Annotated in this window: 24 protein-coding genes; 5 read left to right on the top strand and 19 right to left on the bottom strand. The window is 59.8% G+C overall.

What is annotated here, in order from left to right; all coding sequences use genetic code 11:
• Positions 1-20: 20 nt before the first annotated feature.
• From murD to MHX65_RS10025, 10 genes are all read right to left on the bottom strand, one after another.
• Positions 21-1,418 carry a UDP-N-acetylmuramoyl-L-alanine--D-glutamate ligase gene (murD, locus tag MHX65_RS09980; protein WP_239269933.1) on the bottom strand — a complete coding sequence of 466 codons (1,398 nt, stop codon included), beginning with the start codon at positions 1,416-1,418 and terminating at the stop codon, positions 21-23.
• A 39-nt stretch (positions 1,419-1,457) separates the two neighbouring features.
• Positions 1,458-2,570 (bottom strand): phospho-N-acetylmuramoyl-pentapeptide-transferase, encoded by a 1,113-nt coding sequence (mraY, locus tag MHX65_RS09985; protein ID WP_239269934.1) that lies wholly within the window; start codon positions 2,568-2,570, stop codon positions 1,458-1,460.
• Between the two features lie 30 nt (positions 2,571-2,600).
• The gene (locus MHX65_RS09990; protein WP_239269935.1) at positions 2,601-4,130 is read right to left on the bottom strand and encodes a UDP-N-acetylmuramoyl-tripeptide--D-alanyl-D-alanine ligase; all 1,530 of its coding nucleotides are present in this window, start codon (positions 4,128-4,130) and stop codon (positions 2,601-2,603) included.
• 2 nt (positions 4,131-4,132) lie between these two features.
• On the bottom strand, positions 4,133-5,668 hold the full coding sequence (locus tag MHX65_RS09995; RefSeq protein WP_239269936.1) for a UDP-N-acetylmuramoyl-L-alanyl-D-glutamate--2,6-diaminopimelate ligase: 1,536 nt from the start codon (positions 5,666-5,668) through the stop codon (positions 4,133-4,135).
• A 9-nt stretch (positions 5,669-5,677) separates the two neighbouring features.
• Positions 5,678-7,546: a peptidoglycan D,D-transpeptidase FtsI family protein gene (locus MHX65_RS10000; RefSeq protein WP_239269955.1), complete on the bottom strand. Its 1,869-nt coding sequence runs from the start codon at positions 7,544-7,546 to the stop codon at positions 5,678-5,680.
• A gap of 211 nt (positions 7,547-7,757) precedes the next feature.
• Positions 7,758-8,588, bottom strand: a complete 831-nt coding sequence (locus MHX65_RS10005) for a hypothetical protein (RefSeq protein ID WP_239269937.1) — start codon at positions 8,586-8,588, stop codon at positions 7,758-7,760.
• On the bottom strand, positions 8,585-9,625 hold the full coding sequence (gene rsmH / locus MHX65_RS10010) for a 16S rRNA (cytosine(1402)-N(4))-methyltransferase RsmH (RefSeq protein ID WP_239269938.1): 1,041 nt from the start codon (positions 9,623-9,625) through the stop codon (positions 8,585-8,587). Before rsmH ends, MHX65_RS10005 begins: the two co-directional genes overlap by 4 nt.
• A 168-nt stretch (positions 9,626-9,793) precedes the next feature.
• Entirely contained in the window at positions 9,794-10,228 is a 435-nt protein-coding gene (gene mraZ / locus MHX65_RS10015) for a division/cell wall cluster transcriptional repressor MraZ (protein ID WP_034654127.1), read from the bottom strand.
• A gap of 440 nt (positions 10,229-10,668) precedes the next feature.
• On the bottom strand, positions 10,669-11,070 hold the full coding sequence (locus MHX65_RS10020) for a DUF3040 domain-containing protein (RefSeq protein ID WP_239269939.1): 402 nt from the start codon (positions 11,068-11,070) through the stop codon (positions 10,669-10,671).
• 130 nt (positions 11,071-11,200) lie between these two features.
• Positions 11,201-11,644: an SAV_6107 family HEPN domain-containing protein gene (locus MHX65_RS10025; protein WP_239269940.1), complete on the bottom strand. Its 444-nt coding sequence runs from the start codon at positions 11,642-11,644 to the stop codon at positions 11,201-11,203.
• Between the two features lie 235 nt (positions 11,645-11,879).
• Between MHX65_RS10025 and MHX65_RS10030 the strand changes: the two genes are divergently transcribed.
• From MHX65_RS10030 to MHX65_RS10040, 3 genes are read left to right on the top strand one after another with little or no spacing between them, the layout of a single operon-like run.
• Positions 11,880-12,434, top strand: coding sequence for a GNAT family N-acetyltransferase (locus MHX65_RS10030; protein WP_239269941.1), 555 nt, complete (start codon positions 11,880-11,882; stop codon positions 12,432-12,434).
• A gap of 51 nt (positions 12,435-12,485) precedes the next feature.
• On the top strand, positions 12,486-13,565 hold the full coding sequence (locus MHX65_RS10035; protein WP_239269942.1) for a polyprenyl synthetase family protein: 1,080 nt from the start codon (positions 12,486-12,488) through the stop codon (positions 13,563-13,565).
• 8 nt (positions 13,566-13,573) lie between these two features.
• A complete protein-coding gene (locus tag MHX65_RS10040) occupies positions 13,574-15,097 on the top strand; it encodes an alpha-(1->6)-mannopyranosyltransferase A (RefSeq protein WP_239269943.1) in 1,524 nt (507 codons plus the stop codon).
• On the opposite strand, the gene MHX65_RS10045 is transcribed toward MHX65_RS10040, so the two are convergent.
• Positions 15,066-15,470 (bottom strand): Rv2175c family DNA-binding protein, encoded by a 405-nt coding sequence (locus MHX65_RS10045; protein WP_239269944.1) that lies wholly within the window; start codon positions 15,468-15,470, stop codon positions 15,066-15,068. The genes MHX65_RS10040 and MHX65_RS10045 overlap by 32 nt on opposite strands.
• Before the next feature lie 10 nt (positions 15,471-15,480).
• Here MHX65_RS10045 and MHX65_RS10050 point away from each other — a divergent pair, with 10 nt between their 5' ends.
• Entirely contained in the window at positions 15,481-16,836 is a 1,356-nt protein-coding gene (locus MHX65_RS10050; RefSeq protein WP_239269945.1) for a serine/threonine-protein kinase, read from the top strand.
• A gap of 6 nt (positions 16,837-16,842) precedes the next feature.
• Here the strand turns inward: MHX65_RS10050 and MHX65_RS10055 are convergent, their stop codons facing one another.
• Together MHX65_RS10055 and MHX65_RS10060 are read right to left on the bottom strand one after the other, a co-directional pair.
• Positions 16,843-18,231 carry a class II 3-deoxy-7-phosphoheptulonate synthase gene (locus MHX65_RS10055; RefSeq protein WP_239269946.1) on the bottom strand — a complete coding sequence of 463 codons (1,389 nt, stop codon included), beginning with the start codon at positions 18,229-18,231 and terminating at the stop codon, positions 16,843-16,845.
• 44 nt (positions 18,232-18,275) lie between these two features.
• Positions 18,276-18,785: a polyadenylate-specific 3'-exoribonuclease AS gene (locus MHX65_RS10060; protein ID WP_239269947.1), complete on the bottom strand. Its 510-nt coding sequence runs from the start codon at positions 18,783-18,785 to the stop codon at positions 18,276-18,278.
• Positions 18,786-18,860: 75 nt separating this feature from the next.
• On the opposite strand from MHX65_RS10060, the gene MHX65_RS10065 reads away from it, so the two are divergent.
• Entirely contained in the window at positions 18,861-20,048 is a 1,188-nt protein-coding gene (locus MHX65_RS10065; protein WP_239269948.1) for a glycosyltransferase 87 family protein, read from the top strand.
• Here the strand turns inward: MHX65_RS10065 and MHX65_RS10070 are convergent.
• The 6 genes from MHX65_RS10070 to MHX65_RS10095 all read right to left on the bottom strand — a co-directional run bounded on the left by MHX65_RS10070 (position 19,954) and on the right by MHX65_RS10095 (position 25,744).
• Positions 19,954-21,048 carry an acyltransferase family protein gene (locus MHX65_RS10070; RefSeq protein ID WP_239269949.1) on the bottom strand — a complete coding sequence of 365 codons (1,095 nt, stop codon included), beginning with the start codon at positions 21,046-21,048 and terminating at the stop codon, positions 19,954-19,956. The genes MHX65_RS10065 and MHX65_RS10070 overlap by 95 nt on opposite strands.
• A gap of 62 nt (positions 21,049-21,110) precedes the next feature.
• On the bottom strand, positions 21,111-21,851 hold the full coding sequence (locus tag MHX65_RS10075) for a lysophospholipid acyltransferase family protein (RefSeq protein ID WP_239269950.1): 741 nt from the start codon (positions 21,849-21,851) through the stop codon (positions 21,111-21,113).
• A 23-nt stretch (positions 21,852-21,874) separates the two neighbouring features.
• Positions 21,875-22,807, bottom strand: a complete 933-nt coding sequence (locus MHX65_RS10080; protein ID WP_239269951.1) for an ROK family protein — start codon at positions 22,805-22,807, stop codon at positions 21,875-21,877.
• 38 nt (positions 22,808-22,845) lie between these two features.
• The gene (locus MHX65_RS10085) at positions 22,846-23,949 is read right to left on the bottom strand and encodes a glycosyltransferase family 4 protein (protein ID WP_239269952.1); all 1,104 of its coding nucleotides are present in this window, start codon (positions 23,947-23,949) and stop codon (positions 22,846-22,848) included.
• The gene (locus MHX65_RS10090) at positions 23,950-24,993 is read right to left on the bottom strand and encodes a C40 family peptidase (RefSeq protein WP_239269953.1); all 1,044 of its coding nucleotides are present in this window, start codon (positions 24,991-24,993) and stop codon (positions 23,950-23,952) included. It lies immediately after the preceding gene.
• A gap of 121 nt (positions 24,994-25,114) precedes the next feature.
• Complete coding sequence (locus MHX65_RS10095; RefSeq protein WP_239269954.1) at positions 25,115-25,744, bottom strand: C40 family peptidase; 630 nt, start codon at positions 25,742-25,744, stop codon at positions 25,115-25,117.
• Between the last annotated feature and the right edge of the window lie 1,137 nt (positions 25,745-26,881).

Here is a 26,881-nt window from a genome sequence, read left to right on the forward strand (position 1 = left end):
TCTCCTAGATTGAAAAAGGTCTAATGCGCGCGGGCGATATCCCGCGCCGCCGCGGCAAAAAGGTCGCCGCGTTGGGCCATTCCGGTGTACATATCCAACGATGCCGCAGCCGGTGCCAAGAGGACGGTATCGCCCGCTTCGGCGTGTTGCACGGCGGCGCGCACTGCAGCGTCCATCGCCACCTGTGGGTCTGTAGCCTCGATGAGCTCAACCGGGGTTTGCGGGGCGCGGCGGACCAGCGCCTCGGCGATGATGCTCTTGTCGATGCCCACCAGTACCGCCGCCTTCAACCGCGCGGCGTGGGTGGCGATGAGCTCATCCACGTCCGCTCCCTTGAGCTGGCCGCCGGCGACCCAGACCACCGAATCAAAGCCTTCTAAGGCGGCATCGGCGGCATGCGGGTTGGTGGCCTTGGAATTATCGATATAGGAAATCCCGCCGTGCTCGTGCACCACTGCGCCGCGGTGACCAGCCACCGCGTAGGCGGCCAGGCCTTCCTGTATGGCGTCGGGGCTGGCGCCTGCCAAATGGGCCACGCTCGCGGCCGCCGCCGCGTCGAGGACTCCCGCAAGGCCTGCCGGCTCGATGCCCTCGGCGGAGGCGAGATCTATGGCGTCCTCGCCGTCCAGCCTGGATATCAAGCGCCCGGCGCTCACGCCGACCTCACCGGCTGCTGGCTCGCCGGCGGTAAAGCCATACACGCCGTCGATCCCCTCGGCGTAGCGGCCCGCCGCGGCATCGTCCTTGCCCACCACGGCGCGCGTGCCGTGCAATGCCTTGGCCTTGGCGCGGGCATAAGCGTCAAAGGAACCGTGCCAATCCAAGTGGTCTTCGGCCACGTTGAGCAGCACGCCGACATCTGGGCGAAGCTCGCTGGACCAGTGCAATTGGAAGGACGAAAGCTCGGCGCACAGGATGTCGACCCGCGGGGTGGCGCTCAAGGCATCAAAAAGCGAGACGCCTATATTGCCCACGGCTTGCGCGCGCTGCCCGCTGCGGGCGGTATCGGCCTGCATGATTTTGGTCAGCATTCCCGTGGTGGTGGTCTTGCCGTTCGTGCCGGTAACAACGAGCCAGGTGCGCTGTGGACCGAAGACCTCGGCGCGGTCGAGTCGGTAGGCCAGCTCGACATCGCCGATGACCTCCACGCCGGCGGCCTGGAAGGAATCTAAGAGGGCGGAATCGGGCCGCCATCCCGGCGAGGTCACCACTAGGTCATACTCACCCGGTGCTGGGGCGTCGGTTGATACCGTCGCTACGCCGAAATCTTCCGCCAGGCTCGCTAGGGCCGCGGCGTTGGAATCGGCGACGGTGGTATCCACGCCGAGGCGCGCGAGCATCGCCACGCACCCGCGGCCAGAGACGCCGGCTCCTGCGACGAGGACGCGCCCGCGCAGAAAAGGTGGTAGCTCAGCCATGATGAGTGCCTCAATCCTTAAGTATCTAGTGCCAAAACTTTATTGCAGGTTTCCAAAGCTGGCTGCAGAGAGCCAATCGCCGTAGAAGATGCAGATGCCCGCCATCGCGGCCATCGCGCTTAATAGCCAGAAACGCGTGACAACCGCGGTTTCGGCCCAGCCGCCGTTTTCAAAGTGGTGGTGGATGGGCGCCATGCGGAAAAAGCGCTTGCCCGTCGTGCGGAAGACCACGATCTGGATGACCACGGAGACCGTTTCAATGACGAAGATGGCGCCGATGACGATCATCAGCAGCTCGGTGCGGGTGGTCACAGAAAGGCCGGCGACGAGGCCGCCAAGCGCGAGCGATCCGGTATCGCCCATGAAGATCTTCGCCGGTGCGGCATTCCACCACAGGAAGCCGAGGCAGCCGCCCAGGCCCGCGGCTGCGAGCACTGCGAGATCCAAGGGATCGCGGACCTCGTAGCAGCCGGCGGCCGGGGAAATCGAGCACGAGTTGCGGAACTGCCAGAAGCTAATGAGCGTATAGGCACCCATCACCATGGCGGTGGTACCGGCGGCGAGGCCGTCCAGCCCATCGGTCAGGTTGACCGCATTCGACCACGCGGCGATGAGCAGGTATAAAAAGACCAAGAAAATGATCGTGCCAATCACGGCGCCGCCAACGGCGATATCGAACGTATCGAAATCGCGGACGAAGGACAGGTTGGTCGAGGCAGGGGTTAGCCCATTGGCATCCGGGAATTGTAGGGCGAGGATGCCGAAGATGAGCGCGATGGCCAGCTGGCCTACCAGCTTGGCTGTTTTATTAAGGCCGAGGTTGCGCTTTTTGAACAGCTTGATGAAGTCATCGGCAAAACCCAGGCCGCCGAGTCCCATGGTCAAGAAGTAGACCAATAACCCCGAGGGGCTAAATCCACCGTTGCCGGTTGCGCGGGCATAGATGCCCACGATGAGGTAGGCCACCGTGATGGCCAGCAAGATCGCCAGACCGCCCATCGTCGGGGTGCCCCGCTTGCGCAGGTGAAGCTGCGGGCCGTCTTCGCGGATTTCTTGGCCTTTTCCGACGCCAGAAAAATACCGAACCAAAACTGGGGTGGTAAAAATCGCGACGAGGAAACTAACGACGCCCGCGATAATGATCTGAGTCATTGCTAGAGATCTTTCTCCTTGAGATAGGGACTAACGGCGATTGAGCTGTTCTGCCACGCGCCACAAGCGCTGGGCATTCGAGGATTTCACGAGGACGACGTCCTTGGCCGCGCGCGTGGACCAGTCCTCCACCCCGGCAGGGGCTACCCGCAGGATATTTTCTACGGCCGTCGTCGCGGCCTCAATATCGGGGCAAAGTTCGGTCTGGATGCCGTGCGCGTGCGCGGCCTCCACCATGGCTACGGTATGCGCGCCTTCTCCTACCGCAACGAGGTGATCCACGTGGTATTTCGAGAGCACCGATCCTAGGATGCGGTGAGCTTCGACGGCTTCGCCGCCAAGCTCGCCCATCTCCCCCAGCACCGCGATGGAGCGGGCATCCGGGCGGGCCGCGGAGGTATAGGCCAAGGCGGCAATCGCCGCGTGCATCGAATCCGGGTTGGCATTATAGGAGTCATCGATGACGGTGACGCCATCGCGGCGGGTGCGCACGTCCATGCGGTGCGCCGAGCTCGTCTGGTGTCCGCTGAGCGCCCGCGCGGCAACGGCGGGTTCCACGCCCGATTCAATGGCCGCTGCGGCCGCGGCCAGGGCATTAGAGACCTGGTGCTTGCCAAAGACCTGTAGCTTAATGCTCATCGGCTCGACGCCGGGGGCGTGGAAGGTAAAGGACGGGCGGGCGACATCGTCAAGCTCAATATCGGTGGCATAGTACTGCGCATCCGCGGCCTGCGGGCGGTTGGCGGAATAATAGACCACCTTGGCCTGCGTGCGCGGTGCCATCGAGGCGACGAAGGGATCGTCCGCATTCAGGACCGCTACCCCGCCGTCTGCCGCGGCGGGCAGGGACTCGATAAGCTCGCCCTTGGCCTGGGCGATATTCTCCCGCGAGCCAAACTCGCCTAGGTGGGCGGTGCCCACGTTGAGCACCACGCCCACCGTCGGGGCCGTGATCTCGGTCAGGTGGCGAATATGGCCGATGCCGCGCGCGGACATTTCCGCCACGAGGAAGCGGGTGTGCTCATCGCAGCGCAGGGCGGTATAGGGAAGGCCTACCTCGTTATTGAAGGAGCCGGGCGGGGCGACGGTTTCGCCCTCGGCGCGGAAAATGGTAGCCAGCAAATCCTTGGTAGAAGTCTTGCCCGCAGAGCCAGTAACGCCGACGATATCCAAGCCCTGTTCCGCGGCGAGGCGGGAGGTCACCTCGCGCGCGAGATCGGATAATGCCCCGATCACAGCGGCGGCGGAGCCATCCTCATCGTTGGCATAAATATCGGCATTGGCGGCGTTACCGGTCACGCGGCCTTGGGGCTTGACGATGATCGCCGGTACCCCCACCGGCCGAGCGGCCAGCACGGCCACGGCGCCTTGCTCTATGGCTTTTTCTGCAAAATCATGGCCATCGACGCGGGCACCGGGCAGGGCTACGAACAAGCTGCCGGTGGTGACCTTGCGCGAATCAAACTCCACGAAGCCGGTCACGCGTTCATCGGGATCATCAACGCCATCCAGGCTACCGCCGGTTATCGCGGCGATATCTCCAATAGAAAGTGGAATCATTACTACTCCTTCGTATCCCTAAGAGTATCGCGATGCGCCGTTCCTGCCAGCTTTTCCTCAATGGCGCGCGCCATTTCCTCTCGGTCATCAAAGTGCAGCGTGCGCTCGCCGACGAGCTGGCCTACCTCATGGCCCTTGCCGACGACGATGATGGCATCGCCCGGCTCCGCCCAATCCACCACTTCATCGATGGCGTGTGCGCGCGAGCCCTGCTCCCGAATATCGGCGTCCGGTGCGGCCTGGCGAGCGCCCTCAATGACCGCTGCGCGAATCGCGGCTGGGTCCTCGGTGCGCGGATTATCATCGGTCACCACCGTGAGATCCGCCCGGGTGGCCGCAGCCTCTCCCATAATCGGGCGCTTGGTGCTATCGCGGTCACCGCCGGCGCCCACGACGACGCCGACGCGACCGGTAGTGCCCTCCAATTGCAGGCGCAGGGTATCGAGCACCGCCGCGATGGCCGCGGGCTTGTGGGCATAATCCACCACGGCCACGAAGTCCTGACCGCGGTCGATCCTTTCCATGCGCCCCGGAACGGCGACGTTTTCCACGCCGGTCAAAAAGACCTGCGGGTCTTCGCCCACCGCAGTAGCCATCCCTAGGGCGAGCGCAGCATTGGCGATATTGAATTCGCCGGGCAGCGGTAGCCGGAAGGAATAGTCGGTGCCGTCTAGGTTGAGGTCAACCTCCTGTGCACCGGTCGCCTCGGTAGCCGTCTGCCGGGCGGAGATCGTGGCATCGCCTGTACGCGTTGCCACCGTCGTAACCGGAGAACCGGCGTCTTCTATCTTTCCGCGGAGGCGCTCGCCCCACTCATCATCAACACAGATGACCGCGCGCTGGGCGGCCTGCTCCCCTAGGAATAGCCGGGACTTGGCCGAAAAGTACTCCTCCATCGTGGGATGGAAATCCAAGTGGTCTTGGCTGAGGTTGCTGAACCCGGCCACAGCAAAGTTGGTTCCGCGCACGCGGCCGAGCTCCAAAGCATGGGAGGAGACCTCCATGACCACGTGAGTCACGCCCTCGTCCTTCATGCGGGCGAAAAGTTCTTGCAGCCGTGGGGCTTCCGGCGTGGTCAAAGAGGTGGGCACCGGCGTGCGATTGATGCGGGTGCCGGTGGTTCCGATAAGGCCGACGGAGTGCCCGGCCTGCAAGAGGCCAGCCTCCAGCAAGTAACTAGTCGTGGTCTTGCCGGAGGTGCCGGTAATACCCAAGACCGTGAGATCGCGGGTGGGGTGTCCGTAGATTTCTGCTGCAATCGGACCTAGGACTGCGCGGATATCTTCTACCACGATGATCGGCCGGGTTTCGTTAGCCTGGCGAAGGTGATCGAGCCCGGGGGCATCGGTAAGCACCGCGCCCGCCTTGGTATCGCCGACGAACTGGGCGCCGTGCACGCGCGTGCCCGGAAGGGCGGCAAATAATGCGCCTTCGGGAAGGCTCGCGGAATCCAAGCCGCACGCGCTGACCTCAACGGTGCCATCACCGATGACGCGTCCGTGCGAAAGCTGCGCAAGTTTTTCTAAGGAAACAGACATTTCAAGCTCCTATTGTTCCCGCAGGGTCATCCGCGGCGCTGGTGTCGAGGTAGGAATATTATCGCGGTTAAGCAGCCAGGAAGAGATATCCCGGAAGATTGGGGCCGCAGACTGGCCGCCGCCGCCATTGTCTTCCACGCCGGATTTGGGCTCATCGAGCATGACTGCGACGACGAATCGTGGGTCATCGGCAGGCGCAATGCCCGCAAAGGTGATCCAGTAGGCAGAATTAGAATACGCCCCGGAATTCGGGTCCACCTTCTGCGCGGTACCGGTCTTACCGGAGAGCTGGTAGCCATCCAATTGGGCGTTGGCGGCCGTACCGTTTTGCACCCCGGCATCGTCATCTTGGAAGACGGCGCGGAACATATCCACCGCAGTCTTGGCGGTTTCCTTGTCCACTACCTGGGTCTTCTTAGGCTCGGGTAGCTTTTCCGTCTCGCCATCGGGGTCTTTGATCTCGTCGATGATGCGCGGTTCGATGCGCTCGCCGCCGTTGGCCAATGCTTGATACACGCTAGCCATCTGCAGCGTCGTCCACGCCTGGCCCTGGCCGATGGGCAAGTTGGCAAAGGTGCCGCCGGACCATTGCTCTTGGTCTGGCACCGTGCCGGCGGATTCATTCGGAAGCTCAACGCCCGTGTTAGCGCCCAAGCCAAACTTCTTCAGGTACTCGGCATATTTCTCGGGGCCAAGCTTATCCGCGATCATCAAGGTGCCCACGTTGGAGGACTTACCAAAGATGCCGGTGGTGGTATACGGCTCGGTGCCGTGATTCCAGGCATCGTTGACGGTCACGCCAGCCATGTCGATGGAGCCCGGAACCTGGTGCACCTCATCCGGAGTGGTAATACCCTCCTGCAATGCGGCTGCCGCCGTCACTATCTTGGCAACGGAACCCGGCTCATAGGGGTGGGAGATGCTACGGTTCTCGAAGTCCTTGCCCTCTTTAAGCTGGTCTTCGATATTCTTATTCGGATCCACCGTGTCGGTATTAGCCATGGCGAGCACCTGGCCCGTCGCGGCATCAAGCACAACGGCCTCGGCACCCTCCGCCTGGGAATTGGCCTTGGCCTTTTCCAGCTTTTGCTGGACGTAAGTCTGCAGGTCCAAATCCAGGGTGAGGGTGACATCGCGACCATCGACGGCATCCACAACATCGCGCAGCGTGCCGGGGATGACCTGCCCATCGGCGGAGACATCCTCCGTTGACTGCCCATCAATGCCGGTCAGCTCGGTATCGCGGGCCGCCTCAAAGCCGAATTGGCCGTGGCCATCCATAGAGACCTTGCCCACAGCGTTTTCTGCAATCGCCCCATTTGGGTACTGGCGGATATCTTGCCGGTCGGCCGCCACGCCGTGGTACTTATTGGAAATCTCTACGGCGACATCTGGGTCCACATTGCGGACCAAGACCTCGTACTGGGTATCGGCCTTGAGCTTGTTTTTAATATCGCTCGCATCAACCTTGGAGGCAGAGGCACCCGAATCCTCAATCATCTTCGGGATGCCCTCAGCCATCTCCTTGAGCTTGTCTTCCATTTGTTTGGTGAGGTACTCGTCCTTCTTGCCCTCATCCATGCCCTCGAGTTTTCCCTCGGAGGTGGCTTCCATCTTGGCCTGCTCTTTGAGCTCATCGCGCAGGCGCGTGGGAGAGACAGTCAAGGAACGAGACTTCATTGTATAGGCCAAACGCTGGCCATCCCGGTCCAGGATCTCTCCCCGGCGGGCCGGGTCGATATAGACGCGTTCGCGCTGGGTAACAGCCTTTGCCGCAAGATCTGGGCCCCAGACCAATTGGACCCACGCAAGGCGCCCGCCCAAGGCGACGGTGGCGACGACAACACAGGTCAAAATGATGCGCAGGCGCTGGCGCATGATCGCTTTTTGGGGCACAACAGAGCTAGCGGTGCGGCGCGGCCGCGGACGGTATCCACGGTTGCCACCATTATTCGGTGCAGTCACGGTGCTCAGTCACCTTCCCTTCGCCGCCACAGGTTCTTGCGTGTATCGATTGTGCCCTACAAGATGGGCAGTGCCCGCGCTACCACGCGCGAGCACAGAGAATTTCACCACTTATTCTGTCCGTTTAATCGGCCTGGCTGGTGTACGGCGCGCGGGCGGGAAGGTTGGGGCGATTATCGCTGGCGTCATCGCGATTATCGTCGTTATCGCTGCCGCGGTGCTCATCCCGATCCTCGTCCGCATCATTACCGCGCGCATGTTGCTGCTGCCCGCGCGGCACAGCGTTAAGGGAATCAGACATTCCCTCCGTATCCTTCGGGTCGCTCGAGGCTTGGCCCGGGCGGATGGGTTCACCGTTAACATCGATAAGCTTTTCCGTATCAGGAGTGCCTTCGCGCTTGGCGATGATCTCGCCATCCCCGCCGACCTCAGTCACGCCGGGTTGCTTGGGTACGGCCAAGCCCAGCTCATCCGCGCGGCGGGCAATATCCGCCGAGGAGCTTAAGTTCTCTGCATCACGGTTCAGCGACTCAATCTGATTATCCAACTGCGATTCCTGCACCGTTAGCTGCTGGATCTTAAACGTCTGCGAGGTGGACAAACCAGATAGCCACATGGCCAGCACTACCCCGCCAATCAGCAAGGTAACGGCTAAGACAGCAACGCGGGTAAAAGCATTATTCTGCTTCGTCTGCTGTTGCACCCGCCGGCCGCGGAAGCTGACGACCTGCTTCGAACCAAGCCGCTTCGCCCCGCGGTGCGGAACCCGGGTACGGCTAGGAGCCGTCCGGCGCGCCGTTTTCCCGGTAACCCTAGGGGCGGTGCGCTCGCGCACAGCGGTAGGCACTCCGGTGTCGATTCCGGTGGTGAAGTCTCGGCTGGCGCCCATGCTGCGAGTGGCCTCTCTGTCGCGGCTGTCCGTCAAGTGCTGGTTTCGGCGTGGGATGGTGCTCATTTCTTGCCTCCCGGGGGTAAAAATTCTGGCGTGCCTTCGAGCCGTTCTAGAGCCCGCACGCGCACCGACGCGGCGCGGGAATTTTCTTCTACTTCCGCCGCAGATGCTTTTTCGGCCCCACGGGTAACCGTGGCGAATTCCGGTGCGGTGCCCGGCAGGTCCATCGGTAGACCGACAGGCGTGGTGGACGTAGATAGCTCCTTGAATGCTGCCTTTACGAGGCGGTCCTCTAAGGACTGGTAGCTCATAAAGACCGCGCGCGCCCCAATGGAAAGCGCACTGGTGATTACGGGAAGCACATTTTCAATGGCCTCCAACTCGCGGTTGACCTCTACTCGCAGCGCCTGGAACGTGCGCTTTGCGGGATGCCCACCCGTGCGGCGCGTTGCCGCAGGGATGGTCGAGTATAGAAGCTCAACCAAGCGGCCCGAGGTGCTAAACGGTTCCTTCTCGCGCTCCTTGAGCACAGCGGAGGCAATCTTGCCCGCAAAGCGCTCGTCACCATAGGTCTTGAGAATCCGCGCCAGGTCCCCGTGCGAATACGTATTGAGCACGTCAGCGGCGGTAAGCCCGTGGCTCGGATCCATCCGCATATCCAGCGGTGCGTCCGTCTTATAGGCAAAGCCGCGCTCTGCCTGATCCAGCTGCATGGAAGAAACGCCCAAATCGAAGAGGGCTCCCGCGATTCCGTGGGCGCGGGCAGCATCAAAGATATCACCCTCGCCCTGGGCAATGGCGGTACCCAACTCATCGAAGCGAGCATTAACCGCGCAAAAACGCGGGCCGAAGGGCTCTAGCCTGGCCGAAGCATTGCGCAATGCCTGCTCATCGCGGTCCACACCGATAACGCGTGCCTGCGGGAAGGTCTGGAGGAAGTACTCGCTGTGGCCGCCGGCACCCAAGGTGGCATCGACAAGCACAGCCTGCGAGCCCGCAGCCTCCACTCCGGGGCGCAGGAGCTCTGCCATGCGCTCGCGCATGACCGGCACATGGCCGTGGTTATCCGCCACATTGTAATTAAGGTCAGTTGTAGCCATTACTCCCCGCGTCCCCCTTTCTTATTTCCGCTGTGCAGGACTTCCTATCGTGGAAAGCACGACGAGTGCATATAGGGCCCTGTCCGAGGCAGGTTTCTGATATCGGGGAAGTACACCAGAATCATCCGCCTCGGACAGAGTCCTTACACGCACTCGAGATGCGGGCTTTTACAGCAAGCCCGCAAGTACGTCATCGGCATCTGCTGCCGAATAAGCATCTTCAGTTTGCGATTGATACTCAGCCCACGCGGCTGCATCCCAAATTTCGAGGAAATCTACTGAGCCAACCACCACGCACTCTTTGGACAAGCCCGCGTACTCACGGTGGCCTGCGGACAAGGTGATGCGACCATGCCCGTCGGGCCGCTGTTCGTCCGCACTTGCCGCCAAGTTACGAATGAAAGCGCGCGCTTCCGGGTTGGTTCGAGAAACCGCCGCAGCCTTCCGTGCGCGTTCGGCGAACTCTTCGCGCGGGTACACGGCCAAAGAATGGTCCTGCCCCTTGGTAACCATCAGGCCACCGGCGAGCTCGTCGCGAAATTTTGCAGGAAGCGTTAAGCGCCCTTTGTCATCAAGCTTCGGAGTGTAGGTTCCGAGAAACATCCCGGCGTCCACCTTCCTCACTCGACAACTCCGGATTCCCTCACGTCAGAAGAGAGTTTTTCAACCCCATTCCTCCGCTGCGCCCCACTCTACCCCACGTTCCCCCACATACCCCACTTAAATCGCCATATTCTTAATAACTCAAAAAATATGTGCAGTTAAAAGGGTATTTTTACGGTGGGGAGAAATCCCGCGCCCCACCTTGACAACCCCGAAAATCCACCCCTTTAGCCCCATTTACAACATCGAGATCGCCCCACCTCATACACCACTTACAGCGCAATGCCTGCATATCCGACCTGCTACCACCCTCTGCCACCCACAAGCCCCCACCGCGCCGCGGTTTTGGTCAGAAGGTGGGGCAAAGTGGGAAATTTTGGTAAGGCGTAAAAAATCCCCAGCCACCCTTCTTGGTGACTGGGGAAATGAAGAGTTCGCAGCTAGCTTTCCTCAAAGCGCCGACGGAAGTTTTCTTCCAACTTGCTGCCTACCCCACTGTTACGAGACGAGGCTGCTTTCTTTGACCGCCCATTGGTGGACTTTTTCTTTCCTGCACTAGCGGGCTGGTCGCCGCGGAGCATCCACACGCCAGCGGCGAACATGACGAGGAATCCGGCGATGGAGAGCGCAATAAACCACAAGCTTTGCTGCGCCAAGGCCACGCCGCCAACAAGCATGCACAAACCAACCACGATGAGCGCGACCCCACGTAGGGTAACTGCGCCGCCGGATCCGCCGATCGAGGTAGATTCAGACACAGAAGCGCCAAATTTAGGATCGTCCGCTAATAACGATTCCTCTATTTCACGGAGCGTGCGTTGCTCCTGCTCAGAAAGAGACACTTTTCCTCCAACTAGGGACTGGGCTTCGGCCGATATATCTTCTACCAATACTAACGCCCAGAGTAACCAGTATGTTCCCCAAAAGGTAGTTATTCCCCTCAACAGTGATTATGGCGCCGCAATGCTGCTGCTATGCCGCAAAGGATCCCAGAATCGTCTCGGTTTCACTCTCATCTAAAAATTGCGCCGCCTGCTCCATTAGCCCGTAGACATACTCCTCATCCGGAGTTGCATCCAAGCCAGATCCCACCCGGGCGCGAGTACGAGAATAGGTCTTAAAAGCTTCCGCCCACTGCTTTTCTTCGGCCCCGACCAGAGCCAAGCGGTCCCACGCGCTCGTTGGCAGGCGCCGGCGGCGAGAGACCACCGACACGGCTACTCGCGCACCCGCCGTACGCAATGCGGACTGATAAGCCACCTCTAGCGCTTGGTCAAAGCGACCATCCGCCGCGTAGCTTCTGGCCTGATCTAGAAGCTCGCGGGCCTGGAAAAGAAAGTGGGCCCGCTTTGCGCCCTGCTTGCCAGCGAAGCGACCGGTAGAGCGGGACTGCGTTGCCGAAATAATCTGTGCCATTGTTTTTCTCCTGTACTGCGCTAATAACTAACCGTGTTCGATTGCCGTTGACTTTAAGTAGCCAACCGGACATCTACCCCCTATTATAGTTCACCTGTTCGAATTACTCAAGAGTTTTACCAGCCATAAATCGATGCATATCGAACAACGTTCGATAGTTTTCTTTGTTCGACTGAATAACCCCGCCCCCACCCTCGTCCGCCGGTAGCCACACGTATCTGGTGTGATAGATACCGTGAGTTTCGAAATCCGCCGCTTAACCCCGCAAGAGTTCTCTATGCTGGCTCCCCAACTCGTGGAGATCTACATCGAGGCCATGGGATATGACCCGGTCACGTTTTCGCGCAGCGTGGACAATTGGCAGTCGGATTCCATGCGGCCCGGGTTTACAGCGCTTATCGCTGCGCATGACAACGGCGTCGTGGGAGTGGCCTATGGATTTTTAGGCTCACCAGATACTTGGTGGGATTCCGAACTGCGCCGCGCCCTGCGCCGCAATGGCGGGATAACTGAGTCCGAATGGGGCATGCTGCGCAGCTACTTTGAGGTGGCCGAAGTACACGTGCTGCCTTCCTTTCAAGGACACGGTTTAGGCAGGCAGCTACTAAAAGGGCTGCTGTGGAATATCCCTGCCCAATATGCTTTATTATCAACGCCGGAATCGCCACGGGAAGCCAACGGGGCTTTTCGCCTCTACCGGTCTGTGGGCTTCTTTGATGTCGTGCGCCACCATCGCTACCCGGCGGATCCCCGGCCCTTTGCCATTTTAGGAGTGGGCCTGCCGCTATAAACCTGCGTTATTTCTTCTCGGCTCTAGGCGGTATCGTGTGAAAGTGTGACTATGACGAATATTCCTGAGCTTGCGGATATCCCCGGCGCGGTGCGCGAAAAACTGGCCATCTTCTTGGATCAGCGCCGGGAACACGTGGCAGAAATCGGTGCCCCGGTCAGTACCGCCATGAGCTTTTTGGAATCATTCGTCCTCGATGGCGGGAAAAGGGTGCGCCCCATGTACGCGTGGGCGGGTTACCTTGCCGCCGGGCGCGGTTCGGAATCCCCAGAGGCGATGCTGCGCGCGGCATCCTCGCTGGAGTTCATCCAAGCCTGCGCGCTTATCCACGATGACATCATTGACGCGTCGAATACGAGGCGCGGGAAACCGACGGTGCATCGGGAAGCAGAGCGCCTTCACCGGGAGTCCGATTTCTTAGGGGATCCGGAATTCTTTGGCACGTCCGTGGCCATCTTGGTGGGCGATTTTGCGCTGGTCTACGCCGAGGATATGTTTCAGGATTCTGGGCTCAGCCCAGAGGCTTTGCAGCGTGCGCGCGAGCCCTGGCGGGGAATGCGCACCGAGGTTTTGGGCGGCCAATTGCTCGATATTTCCCTCGAGGCAGCCGGTTCGGAATCGGTGGCGCTGAGCAATTCCGTCAATCGCTATAAAACCGCCGCCTATACCATCGAGCGGCCCCTGCATTTGGGCGCTGCCATCGCGGGAGCAAGCGAAGAATTAATCTCGGCTTTCCGCGGCTATGGGCACGATATCGGCATCGCGTATCAGCTCCGCGATGACCAACTGGGGGTCTTTGGGGACCCCGAAATTACGGGCAAGCCCGCCGGCGACGATCTGCGAGAGGGCAAGCGCACGGAGCTTCTTGCCTTAGCGCTACAGCGCGCCGATGAACGCGACCCCAGTGCCGCCGCTACCCTGCGGAAATTCATCGGCCGCACCTCCGATACGCAGGACTTGCTGCGCCTGTCCCAAATCATTGCGGATTCCGGCGCCCCGGATGAGATTGAGCGCCGCATTACCGCGTTGACGGAATCCGGGTTAGCCCATCTGCGTGCGGCGAACGTGGATCCGCAGATCACGGAAACGCTAGAGCACTTGGCCATTCAGGCGACGACGCGCCAAAAGTAGGTATCACCGTGGCCAAAACCTACTCCTTGCCAGTCCCCCGCGCGCTCCCGCTGGGCCTCGTGGCCTCGTGTGTGCTCCTTTTCTCGTCCTTTTCCGGCGGCTCGACCCGCAATCGCGGCGGCGTGCTCGAAGCGCTCAATATCGGCTTCTTCTCCTATGGTCACGGGCGCAACCTTGGGTTGGTGCTGTATTGGGTGGGCATTTTCCTCCTCGCCGCCGCCTGGGTGCTTGCCGGGCGCATGATTATCCGCCGGCAGCTTAAAAACCCGCGCCCAGAGGGAGGGGTGCGCGAGCTACGACGCATCCTTATCGCTTGGGTCACCCCACTGCTTTTCGCCGGCCCCATGGCTTCTAGGGACGTGTATTCCTACCTCATGCAGGGCGCCATGGTCCGCGATGGGTTCGACCCTTATACCGAGGGCGCCGCCATCAACCCCGGCCCCTTCCTGCTGGAGGTCTCCCAAGACTGGCGCAATACCACCACCCCGTACGGTCCGCTGCACCTGTGGATAGGCAAGATCGTGACCACCGTTGTGGGCGATAACGTCACCGCCGGGATCATCATCTATAAGCTGCTTTCGCTCTCGGGCTTTGTCCTCATTGCGTGGACGGTCCCGCGCATCGCCAGAAAGCTCGGCGCGGACCCGGCGGTCGCGCTGTGGATTGGCGTTGCCAACCCGGTCATCATCTTGCACCTCATTGGCGGCATGCATAATGAATCCCTCATGGTCGGCCTGGTGTCCTTGGGGCTTTTGGCCGCGCTGCACCAGCGCTTCCACGCCGCGCTACTGCTAGTCGGCACGGCGGTGGCGATGAAGGCTACCGCGATCTTTGCAGCCCCCTTCATCGTCTGGCTGATGCTGCACCGCTACGCGCCCAAGGGTTCTACCGCGGCGCGCACGGCGGTAGTTTTCGTCTGCTCAGGGCTCATCGCTGCCGTGGAAATCATCGCCTCCGTGGCGCTTATTACCTGGGCCTCCGGCACCTCATGGGGCTGGCTATCCCAGGTCAGCGGAAATTCTAAGGTGATTAACCCCTTGGCGGGCCCGACATTGGCCGCAGACATCATCGTCCCAGCGGTCCACATTTTTGACCCGGACGCATCCTATAACGCCATCCTGGGCGTCCTGCGCACCATCGCGATGGTGTGCATGCTCATCGGGCTGGTCATCGTGTGGTGGCTAAGCCGGCACACGGCCCGCGATGCGATTATGGGCACCGCGGCGGCCTACCAGGTTGCCTTCGTCTTCAACTCGGTGACCCTGCCGTGGTACTACGCCTCCATCTTTACGCTCATGGGCACCTTCCGCCCGCCGCTGTGGCTGCTGAAGTTTACCTCTGGCGTAGCGCTATTTATCAGCTTGAGCTTTTCCGGCGATGGCAACCACCAGCTCTATAACTGGTTCTGGGTCATTGGCGTCATCGTTTTGTCCTGGTCCGCAACGCAGTGGATGTTCGATGGCGTGAGCCAAAAAGGCCCTCAACTCCCCAAGCGCTGGGCTAAAAAGCAGACGCCTGAGCCCGCCGAATGACCTCGCGCGCCAGGTGCCCGTGCAGGGCGTCGATTGGCCGGCCAGGCAGGGAATCATCTGCGGTAAAAAGGTGGCGCAGGATTTCTTCGTCGTCATAGCCGCCATCGGTAAGCACGGTGATAACGCCCGTGACGTGCTTGGCGATGCTCCCCTTGTCGTTGAAGAATGCCAGCGGCACGCGCTTGCCTTCGGGCGAGTCCCAGACAATGAATTTGCGATCCTGGAGCAGGTCATAGGCGCGCGTGATGGGAAGACCTAGCTTGTCTGCCACCTGCTGCATGCTGAGCAGCTCTTCGCCGGCCAATAAGGAATTCAGGGAATTTTCTGCATTAGTCACGCCACCTATTTTAACGCGGCCTAGGGGATCGGCCATACTGGGAGGTATGACTAGGTTGGAAATTGGTGACGTGTTGGAAGACCGTTACCGCATCGATCGCCCCATCGCCCGCGGCGGTATGTCTACCGTCTATCGCTGCGTGGATATGCGCTTGGGCCGCCAAGTGGCCGCAAAGGTCATGGATGAGCGCTATGACGATGACCCGGTTTTTATCAAGCGCTTTTCCCGCGAGGCCCGCGCGATGGCGCGGTTGCAGCACCCCAACCTTGTGGCCATTCATGATTTTTCCGCCGATGGCGAGCCCATTTACCTCATCATGGAGCTTATCGATGGCGGCACTTTGCGAGAGCTGCTTGCCGAAGGTGGCCCGCTTACCGTTCCTGCCGCATTATCGACGCTGCGGAGCGTGCTCCAAGGCTTGACCGAGGTGCACTCCACGGGGCTTATCCACCGCGATATTAAGCCGGATAACGTGCTCATTACCTCGCATCACCGGGTGAAATTGGGCGATTTCGGCTTGGTGCGTGCGAGGAATGCGCAGGCGACCTCGAATATGATCGTCGGCACCGTCTCGTATTTGGCGCCGGAACAGGTCACCGGTGAAGATATAACCCCCGCCACCGACGTGTATTCGGCCGGCATTGTGCTTTTTGAGCTCTTGACCGGGACCGTGCCCTTCTCTGGGGATACCCCGATCGCGCACGCCACCGCGCGCCTATACGCGGATGTTCCCGCCCCATCCACGCGCGCTGAGGGCGTGCCTAAGCTTGTCGATGCCCTCGTGGCCACCGCCACTGCCCGCGATCCCCGCGAGCGCTTTGCCGATGCGGGGGAGTTTCTCGATGCCATCGAGGATATCTGCCGAGAGTTGGATCTACCCACGGTCACCATCCCGGTCCCCCGCAACGCCGCTGCCGCGCGCACCGCACAAACACCCACTGACTATTCCGGCATCGGCGCCACGGATGTATTTGAGCCCACGCGGACAATCCCACAGGGCGCCACCGAGCATTTAGACGGCGGGCCCACCGAGGTTATTCCTCCCGAGCCCGAGCCGGATCCGCCGCAGCCAGACTTTGAAACGCGCCTCGATGTACCCCAGGCGCCCGTCGACGATTCCCCCGAGCCGCCGCTGGCTCCTGCTCCAGCACCGACCCCAGCCCCAGCGCCTGTCCCCGGACCTGCGCCCGCTACGGGTGCGGGAGCAGCAGCACATTCTCCCGCGCATCCTCCGGCACAGGCGGCAGAAGAAGAACCCGCCGAACGGCCGCTAACCAATCGCCATCCTGCCTCACTGCTGGTCTTTCTCCTCGCAGTGGTGGTGGCAACCGGTGCGGTCGCTATCAGCGGGTGGTGGTTTGGTTCCTCCTATTACGAAGGAACCCCTTCCCTCTGGGTCTAGTCGGGGCTAGTTTCGCAGCATCTCCGCGATGAGGAACGAAAGCTCGAGGGACTGTTGCGTGTTCAGGCGCGGATCCACGGCGGATTCGTAGCGGCCCGGCAAATCCAGGTCGGTGATGTCCTCGGCACCGCCGAGGCATTCCGTAACATCTTCGCCGGTGAACTCGAGGTGCACGCCGCCCGGGTGGGTGCCCAAATCGCGGTGTACCTCGAAGAAGCCCTGCACCTCGTCGACGATCTTGTCGAAGTGACGGGTCTTGTACCCGTTGGACGAGGTAAAGGTATTGCCGTGCATGGGGTCGGACTGCCACACTACGGTGTGCCCGGAGTCTTCGACGGCCTTGATGATGGGCGGCAAGACGCTACGAACCTTGTCGTGGCCCATGCGGGAGATGATGGTCAGGCGGCCAGGCTCGCGGTTGGGATCTAGCTTTTCGGCGTATTCCACGGCCTGCTCAGGCGTGGCTCCAGGTCCGAGCTTGATGCCCACTGGGTTGCCGATCATGGCGGCGAAATTAACGTGGAAGTCATCCAGCCCACGGGTGCGCTCACCAATCCACACCTGGTGCGCGGAGAGGTCATAGAGCTTGGTATCGCCATTATCATCTTGGCCCAAGCGCAGCATGGAACGCTCATAATCCTTGAGCAGCGCCTCGTGCGAGCAGTAAATATCCGCCGAGTGCAGGGTGGAGTCCTGCACGCCGCACGCATTCATGAACTTCAAGCCATTTTCAATCTCGCGGGCCAAGTCTTGGTAGCGGGCACCGGCGCGCGATTTCCGGACGAACTCGCGGTTCCATTCGTGCAGGCGGTAGAGATCCGCGGTGCCGGAGGAGGTCAAAGAGCGCACCAAGTTCATGGCGGCAGAAGAGTTAGCGTAAGCACGGATCATGCGGGCAGGATCGTGGCGGCGATCCTCATCGGTGGGGTCCACGCCATTGACGATGTCCCCGCGGTAATTCAACAGGCCATTCGCGTCCGTATCCGAGGAACGCGGCTTGGCGTACTGCCCAGCAATGCGCCCCAGCTTCACCACTGGAACGGACGCGCCATAGGTCAATACGACGGCCATCTGCAGCAGGGTCTTAACGTTGCCGCGAATATGCGGTTCGGTATTCGATTCAAAGGTCTCGGCGCAATCGCCGCCTTGCAACAGGAAGGCGTTGCCTAGTGCGACATCGGCAAGCTGCAGCTTGAGCTTCTCAATCTCTGGGGCAACCACGATGGGTGGCACCGACTCGAGAATCTTGCGCACGTTATCGGCTTGGGTGGGATCCCAACTGGGCTGTTGCTTTGCATCGCGCTTGATGACGTCCTGGAAGACCTCCTCAATGCCCTCAGGCAAGGGCGGAAGATCAGGCAGAACACTTTGGGGAATATCTACTGTCCAACTCACTCTTCCATTTAACCATTTAATGCCTGTCGCTTGGTAGTTAACTGCTAGAAATTGATTCTATTACCCTTGGACAAGGGCAAGACCTCGGTGCAGGCGCGGAATTTGACGAGGTTATGGCGGGCATCGACAAGCGCATCGTGGTTGCCCTTAGGCACGGCCGGCAAGCTAGGACGCCCGGCGAACTCCCACAGCTGCTTTAGCTCGCGAGTATAGCGCGGCAGGCGCTTGGGAAAACTCGCCATGTCGCCCCACAGCTGCGCCAATACCACGTGGTCATACGCGCCGACCCACGCCCACAATTCAATGGGCGTAGAGCTGCGCGTTAGAAACTCCAGGATTTCCGTGCGGATGGTGCTCGCCGGCTTCCATGCGGAATCCTGGGGACTGGGCAGTTTGGCCAAGACGTTTTCCTTAACCCAAGAGTTGGCCTTGGACGGGTCAAAATCCGTGGATACGGCATAATATTCACTTCCGTTCTCACCGACGATGCCGATGGAGACCAATTCAATGGTCTTGCCATCCTCGATAAATTCGGTGTCATAGAAGTAACGCACGTTGTACAAGCCTAGCGCTGCGGCGATGGGCGCGGGAAATTGGCCCCACGATCGCGCCGCTGTAAAATTTTGCAGGTGAGCCGAACCGATAATAAATCCCTGTGGACCACCGCCCTCCCCCTAATCCTGTCAGCGCTTGCCGCCCTGTGGTGGATTATCGATATTCCTGCCTTATTCTCCGGTGATTTTCGCGCCTTTTACCACATTGACCTCGATGTTTACCGCGAAGGCGGGGCCGGATTCGGCAGCGACCTTTATAACCGCGACTATTTCGTAGGCACCGACCGCAACGTCTCTCTCCCATTTACCTACCCACCGTTTGCGGCCCTGCTCTTCGCCCCGCTCCAGTGGATCCCCCTCACCGCTGCCGCCGTGGTGATCACGGTCCTCTCCGTGCTCGCCTTGTGGGTCTGCATTGCGCTGGTATTGCGTACCCTCAACTGCCAACAATGGGCGGCGTGGTGGCTTTTTGCCGCCATGCTGGCCGAGCCAATTACGCAGACCTTTAGCTTTGGCCAAATCAATATCCTGCTCACCGCACTCGTGGTCATTGATTTGCTATGGGTGAAAAAGACCCGCGGCATCCTGACCGGCATCGCCATCGCCATCAAGCTCACCCCGGCGGTCTTTTTGGCTGTCTTCTTCGTCCGACGCGAATGGAAGGCCTTCTTTACCACCCTGGGTTCCTTCGTGGCCGCCGGCCTCATCGCCTTTGTTGCCAATCCGCATAGCTCGATTGAGTATTGGACCTCTACCCTGCGCGATTCCGAGCGCATCGGCGGCCTAGCCTATAGCGCCAACCAATCCTTGCGCGGCTTGTTTACCCGCCTCAGCCCCAATAACGCAGAAACCCTGTGGCTCGTTGGCGTCATCGTCGTCATCGCGATCGTGTGGTTTGCCATGGAGCGCCTGTCTCACGGTAACCAGGTTGTGCTCATGCTCCTGGCAGCCTCCGTATCGCTGCTGTGCTCCCCCGTATCGTGGTCGCACCACTTCACCTGGCTGGTTTTAGTGGGCATCTACCTAGTGGCCAGCCGCCGCTGGATTCTCGCCGCTCTCACCTGGCTGGCGCTTTTCGCCCGCGGCCACTGGCAGGTTCCGCATACCGAGGACCAAGAGCTGGATTGGACGTGGTGGCAGCACATCGTTGGCAATGACTACGTCATCATCACCGTGTTGTTGGTTGCTTGTTCGCTACCATTGGCTCTACGGCGGGGCGGCGCCTACCGATCCGCGGCGGAACCAGCGTCCAGCCAAGGATAGGGACCTTCCCCAGCGCCCACAGCGCCAGGGAAGAAATGGCCGTAAAGATAAAGCACATGGCGATCCAGAACCACGTATTTTCCAGCGGCCACGACCCGGCCAAAGACACAGCATAGTCATGATGCGCCATGTAGTACCCATAGCCCACGGTCAAGCCGATGGGGTGCGAGAGATAAATCGGCAGCGTGTGCCGGCCGACGAACTTCACGCCTTCTGCAATCCACGGAATGTGGCTAATGAGCACGGCCCCAATAATGCCCGCGGGCACCTCTAGCACCTGTTCCACAAAGCGCACTAATAGGTTTATATCTCCCCAACCCAAAAAGTCCGCGCCCAGCAGGGGCCAGTTAAAAGCAATGTCTGCTTCGTTGCCGTCCCACGCGTGGCGCAGGGCCAGGCCTGCACAATAAGCGCCGATGGCCGCGGCATACGCTCCAACACTGCGCACGGTCCACGAGCCGTGGAATACTTCTTCTGCCGCGGCCGCAAAACGGGTAATCGGTTCGCGAAGGTAGGCGGCGCCTACAAAGATGGGAAGGAACATAATGGCCTTGCCAATAAACTGAAACTGTTCCTGCCAGGCAATAAAAATAACGGGGGTAAAGCTCAGCCCGATGCCCGCCCACGCAGGCAATTTGCGCACGCACCACAGAAATAGGTTGAACAAAATGAGCGCGTGGATAAACCACGCCATCGTATGGCCAAGTAAAAGATTTTGCAGCATCTCGGTCATACCCATGGAGGAGTCACCGAAAACCCACTGGTATTCCAGCTGTTTGGTCATATGCTCCACGGACATCCACACCAAATAAGGAATGAGGAAAAACCAGAGCCGGCGGGTAAATAACTCCGCGAAACTGTAACGAAAGACTTTATAAGAGAAGTAGCCGGAGACCAGAAAGAACAGGGGAAGGCGCAGGGGGTCGAGATAGGTATTGAGACTTGCTAGCCACGTTTGTTCGGCTCCTGGCACCTTCAGCGTGATGTGTAGGAGCACCACGCCGATGATAGAAATTCCTTTTGCGGTATCCGGCCACGCTAAGCGGGCCTGAGGAATTGTAATTACCTCCCTTTAATCTCCGCACCGGCGGGGTACCCGTGGCCGGCCTTTAATGATTCCTTTACATCAGCCGCATAGACATCCACATAGGGGTTGCCGGAGAGCTCGGCTAATGTCCCCATGACCATGTCCGTGAACGCGCGTATGGTCTCGTGCTGCTGCGGATCCAGGCCGTGTTCGCGCGCCCAGTCATGCGGGTAAATGGGGTCTCCCACTCGCACTCCCACCTTGGCGGGGCGGACAATCCACGAACCGATCGGGTTAGCCTTGCGGGAATTGATCATAGCGATGGGATAGACCGGCTGATTGGTCTCCATGGCAATGCGCCCCATCCCGGTACGCCCCTTGTACACACGTCCATCTGGGGACCGAGTGCCCTCTGGGTAGATACCAAAGAGATCACCGCGCCCCAAAATCTTTCGCGCGGTCTCGAGCATGGCCTGGCTGGCTGATTCATGATCCCGTTCAATGGGAACTTGCCCGACGGAGCTAAAAAACCATTTCTGCATGCCGCCCACGAGGCCGGGGGTGGTGAAGTACTCTGACTTGGCCAAAAAAGTAATTTGGCGCGGGCACAGCAGGGGGAAGAAGAAGGAATCCATCACCGCTTGATGGTTGGATACCAAAATCGCGGGACCTTCAGCAGGGATTTTTTCCATTCCTTCTGACCAAGGGCGGTTCCATACACGCAGGGCGGGCCCGAAAAAGATGTGCTTAAACGCCCAGTACCATTTGTTTTTCATCTCCAGCTCGTCCTTCGCTCATTCTAGTGGCCGCGGCGGGCCAGGTCAGCTACGCCAATCATACCTGCTGCCGAACCCAATTCCGCGGTTGCAACGCGAGCAAGGGGGCGATGTCCAGCGCCGACTATATCCCGGCCCATGGCAGCGGTGGCTTCCTCTAAGTACATATCCGCATCTTGGGACACCCCGCCGCCAATGACAATGAGCTCCGGATCGAGCACATCAGACACGATGGATAAGCCTTGGCCCAACCACTGTCCAAAGTTCTCCATTACCGCAATACCGAGTGGGTCTCCCCCACGTGCCGCGCGTGCAACCTGCTCACCGGTGGGATACGGCGGCAAGGAGGTCTCATAGTCTGGCCGCAGTTCGCGCGCGGTATCCGGCAGGGCCGTGCCTGAGGCATAGCGCTCCAAGCAGCCTCGTTTGCCGCACGAGCACTGCCTGCCATTCGGCACCACGACGATATGACCAAATTCCGGAGCAGTGCCAAAGGCGCCTCGGTAGATGGTGTCGTGAGTCATCAAGGTAGCGCCAATGCCGGTGCCAACGGCAAAAAACACCCAATCCTTCGCGCCGCGCCCCGCGCCAAAGCGCCATTCTCCCCAAGCAGCGGAGTTGGCATCATGCTCCAGCCGGACATGCAGCCCCAAGCGTTCCGCGAGGTTTCTCCGGACCGGGGCATTCCGCCACGGCAGGTGCGGGGCGAAGCGGACTGTCTCACACTCTGGGTCTAAAAATCCCGCCACGGCAAGGCCCACCGCGCCCACGGGGTAGTCCGCGCGCAGCTCCTCGACGATCGCTACCAGGTCATCATTAAGCTGGCGCGGATCCCCCGAGGTTGGCATGGTGCGACTCGCAAGGATTTCCCCGTCTCGAGTGATTACTCCACCGCGCACATTGGTGCCACCGACATCGAAGCCGATAGTAAGATCGGCGGAGTTGTTTTCAAGCATGGATATCAGAATATACCGACAACCGGGCCAGGGTCACATCAAGCCATAAGCTTTCTCAGCCGCTGCCCCATGATCTCCCAGCTCCAGTGCTTTTCAACGTCCCTGCGCCCCGCCTGCCCCATACGATCACGCATTTCTGGCGAGCGCAAGAGCTGCTTCAAGGCCTCCACGAGCTCATCGACGGACGCGCCCTTGACGACGATCCCCGTCTCTTCCGTAATGGTCTCCGGCGCTCCCCCAGAATCACCGGCAACGACCGGCAGCCCGCAGGCTTGTGCTTCCAGATAGACGATGCCCAGGCCTTCCACATCCAAGCCGCCGCCCCGGGTGCGGGCCGGCATGGCAAAAATATCTGCGGCATGAAGCGCGGTCTCAATGCTGGGGGCAGGCTGAATCACTGCATCGGGACAGTACACCTCTGCCAATTCTTGCAGTACGTCGTGATAGCGCCCGCGACCAATCAACATTAGCTGCGCATCGGGGAATTCTTCTCTGACCTGCGGCATCGCCCGCAATAATTGGTCTTGCCCCTTGCGCGGGACCAACCTGGAAATACAGACGATGGTTGGCCCGCTCACCTCGAACTCCGCTTTCGCGGCCGCGCGCTGCGCAGGGGTTGCGGGGGAAAGTGAATCTAGGCTGACCCCAGAAGGCAGGTGAGCCCACTCCGGGTGCGGACCAAACGGCCCGCGCAGGCGCCGTAGAGTGTAATCCGAGATATACGTAATGACATCGGCGTTATTGCCAATCAGCCGCAGGCATTGCCGGGCCAGTGGAACCATAGACCACCCCACCTCGTGGCCATGCGTCGTTGCCACCACGCGGCGCGCCCCCGCCTGCCGCGCGGCTTTTCCCATCAGCGCCAGCGGTGCCGCTGCACCAAACCACACAACCTCAATGGCCTCTTGCCGGATGATTTCCTGCATGCGGCGCATGGTGGCCGGGGTGGGCAGCATCACGCGGTGTGGCCACCGAATGACTTTGTAGGCGACAGAGGCGTCATAGTCCTCAGGTGGCTCTTGGGTCGAAGCGAATACTACGACATCGTCTGGGTTGAGCGCTTCTAGGTAGTCCCGCAGGTAGGACTGGATTCCTCCGACTTTGGGAGGAAAGTCATTCGTTACCAGCAGTATGCGGGCCACTTAGAATCGCGCAGTCCCCGAAATAGGCATCGAGTTGAGTGGCACGACCTGAACTGGCACGCCATAGGTCGAGGCGTGTACTACCTGGCCGTTGCCAATGTACATTCCGACGTGGGTAACTCCTGGGTAGTAGCCCACGATATCGCCGGGCTGCAGCTGATCCACCGGCACGGACGTGCCACCTGCAATTTGTGCTTGCGAGGTACGCGGAATGGTCTTTCCAATCTGCTGGTATGCCCAGTACATCAGGCCAGAGCAGTCGAACTGGTTCGGACCGGCAGAACCCCAGCCGTAGGGCGAACCCAACTTGGACAGAGCCGCAGAGCTAGCGCCATCGGCGATCTCTCCCAAGTCGAAATCCAGCTTATCCGTGCCGCCGAATTGTCCTTCCCAAGCTTCGCGCTGCTCATCGCTCAGCGCATCCACCTGAGCTTCGATATCTGCCTGCTGCTCTTCCAGCGCATCCTTTTGCTTTACCAGTTCATCGCGCTGCTTTTCGAGGTCCTTCTTTTCCTCGCGCACCTTTTTCGCAGCGTCAGCGGCTTCTTGCTGAACCGCTTCAGCCATTGAGGCTGCATCTGCCTTGGCATCGAGGGTGCGTTGCGCCTTGCGCGAAAGCGCGCCCAAGTATCCCATGCGCTCTACGGCGTCTGCTGGGTCTTCCGCAGCCAGCGCACCCGAAACGGCGGAACGGGAGTCTCCCCGGTAGCGAGACTGTGCCAAGTCGTCCACGCGGCCTTGCTGCGTGGAGACATCGCCCTGCGCGTCATGTACGCGTTTTTGGGCCTCTGCGGAGTCTTGCTCCGCTTGAGCGACCTCTTCTTCCTTGGCCGCGAGCTTATCTTCTAGCTCTTTGACTTCCTCATTCTTCGCCGAGACCTTTCGAGCAACCTCTCCGACGCGATCGACCAGATCATCGACGTTTTCAGAAGCAGACTCTTGGTTCGGTTCCGCCTCCTGCGCAATAACTTGCGGGAGGCCAGAAAGTGAAGTGACAGCGAGGACTGCGGTTAATGCGGCAGCTGGGAGCACACGTTTAGACACGAAAAGACCTTCAACTCAAAATTTTCAAAAATCAAATTTACTATAGCGGGTTTTAGCCGCCGTTGCACAACAAAACCCTTCCCTTTTTCACAAAGGGAAGGGCATGTCATATCACTGCCAATTAGAAGCGCACGGCATTGTTAATCGGCATGTAGTTCAAGTCGCGCTCCTGCACAGGGGTGCCGGAGTTAAGCGCGTCAATGATGGTCCCGTTGCCGGTGTAGATACCGACGTGGGAAGCGCCACCGTAGTAGGAAATGATGTCACCAGGCTGGAGCTGGTCCAAGGAAACAGGGGTACCGCCAGCAGCCTGAGCCTGGGAGGTACGCGGAATCTGAACGCCAGCCTGGGAGTAAGCCCAGCTGGTCAAACCGGAGCAGTCGAAAGCGTTCGGGCCAGCAGCGCCATAAACGTACGGCGAGCCAAGGACGGAGCGTGCAGCTTCCAGAGCCTTCTGACCAACGGTGGACGGGGCCGGAGCAGCCTGCTGCTCTGCAGCAGCGACGAAGTCGTCGCCACCCTGGTTGGAAACCTGGCCCAAGGACGGGACGTACTTGTCAATGTTTGGGACCTGGTCAATGTTCGGGACGTTTTCCAGACCGGCAACCTCGAAACGGTAGTCGGTATTAGGAACAACGACCTCGGCAGCCTGAGCGACGCCCGGGGCGGCGACAGCTGCGGTTGCAGCGATAGCTGCAGTAGATGCGATACGACGGGTATTTACAGTGCCCTGACGACGGTGCTTTGCCACGAGAAAAACTCCAAATCTTCCTACGCGTCTACTTTCCTTGTAGAAAAGCTCTGACCCTAGGGCCTAGTGTTCATTAGAAGACCGTTCCTTTAGGCCTTCCTCCACTCGGCCCCTCACTAGGAGGAGCCAGATGCGACGCTTTAAATTTTCATTTCCTATTGAGCACCTTTCGGGCGGTAACTCAATGTCCCGAATAGGTTACGAAATCATCACAATCAATGTCCATTCACTACCCCGGATCTAGCTTTGTTACACGTTCGTTATCTTATTTTGACCAAGCCGAGACAAACCGGACCTGTCGAAGATTCAATAAAGCTATTACTGATTTTTAAGGCCCCTACACTGGGACAATAGCCTAGGCGTACCCCACCTCCGGCGGTTACTCGTTCCATAAACGAGGGCTTCAACAAGTTCAAAAATTATATTTGGTGACTTTCGACACATACTATGTGTGACAATCACTTTCGTACCATCAGCCCCGTCCTTTAACGCCCTCTGATCGCGTAAAACCGGCCGCCCTATGCAGCGGTACCCCCTCCGGGGTTTTACTGAACCCGCGAGCCTATTGCGCGTTAAACCTAGGGGCCCATCCCCCGGCTTGTTGCCAAGCACTGGGCCCTGTTAGGTAACGCCGCTTCCACTACCCACCGGGCAAAGGAGGATGAGTCTAGCCCGGTCCCTCGCTTTACGGCGTGCGCCCCTATAGAAAGGCCTTGGTCCGCCTAGTCATTGCAGCGGCCGGCAATACTTGTTTTAAAGGTCCGGCACGAACGAAAACCTCACTGCAGTATCTAAGGGCGGAGAATAACGCCTACTCTTCGCGCTCCGAGGAACGGTCGCCTGCCGGCTCCCGACGAGTCTCAAGCCAAGTGTCTGCACAGAGCACGGTGCTCTTAAATTACCCAGGCGAAATGGCGAAGAGGATACGAACGTGGATCCTGCGACTGCTCATGGAGACGATACGCTCGAAGAGTCCTGGCATCGGCAAAAAGCTGTAGCAAAGGACCTAGGTAAGTCTTGTGATGTCTAGTGACTTTTTGGACTCGGAGTCCATTGACTTTTTGGACTCGGAGTCCAGTTAGTTTTTTGACGCGGAGTCCAGGAAGTTTATGGACAGGATGTCTAACTACTTTTTGG

Source organism: Corynebacterium sp. ACRPS, from assembly GCF_022346005.1.
Taxonomy (GTDB): Bacteria; Actinomycetota; Actinomycetes; order Mycobacteriales; family Mycobacteriaceae; genus Corynebacterium.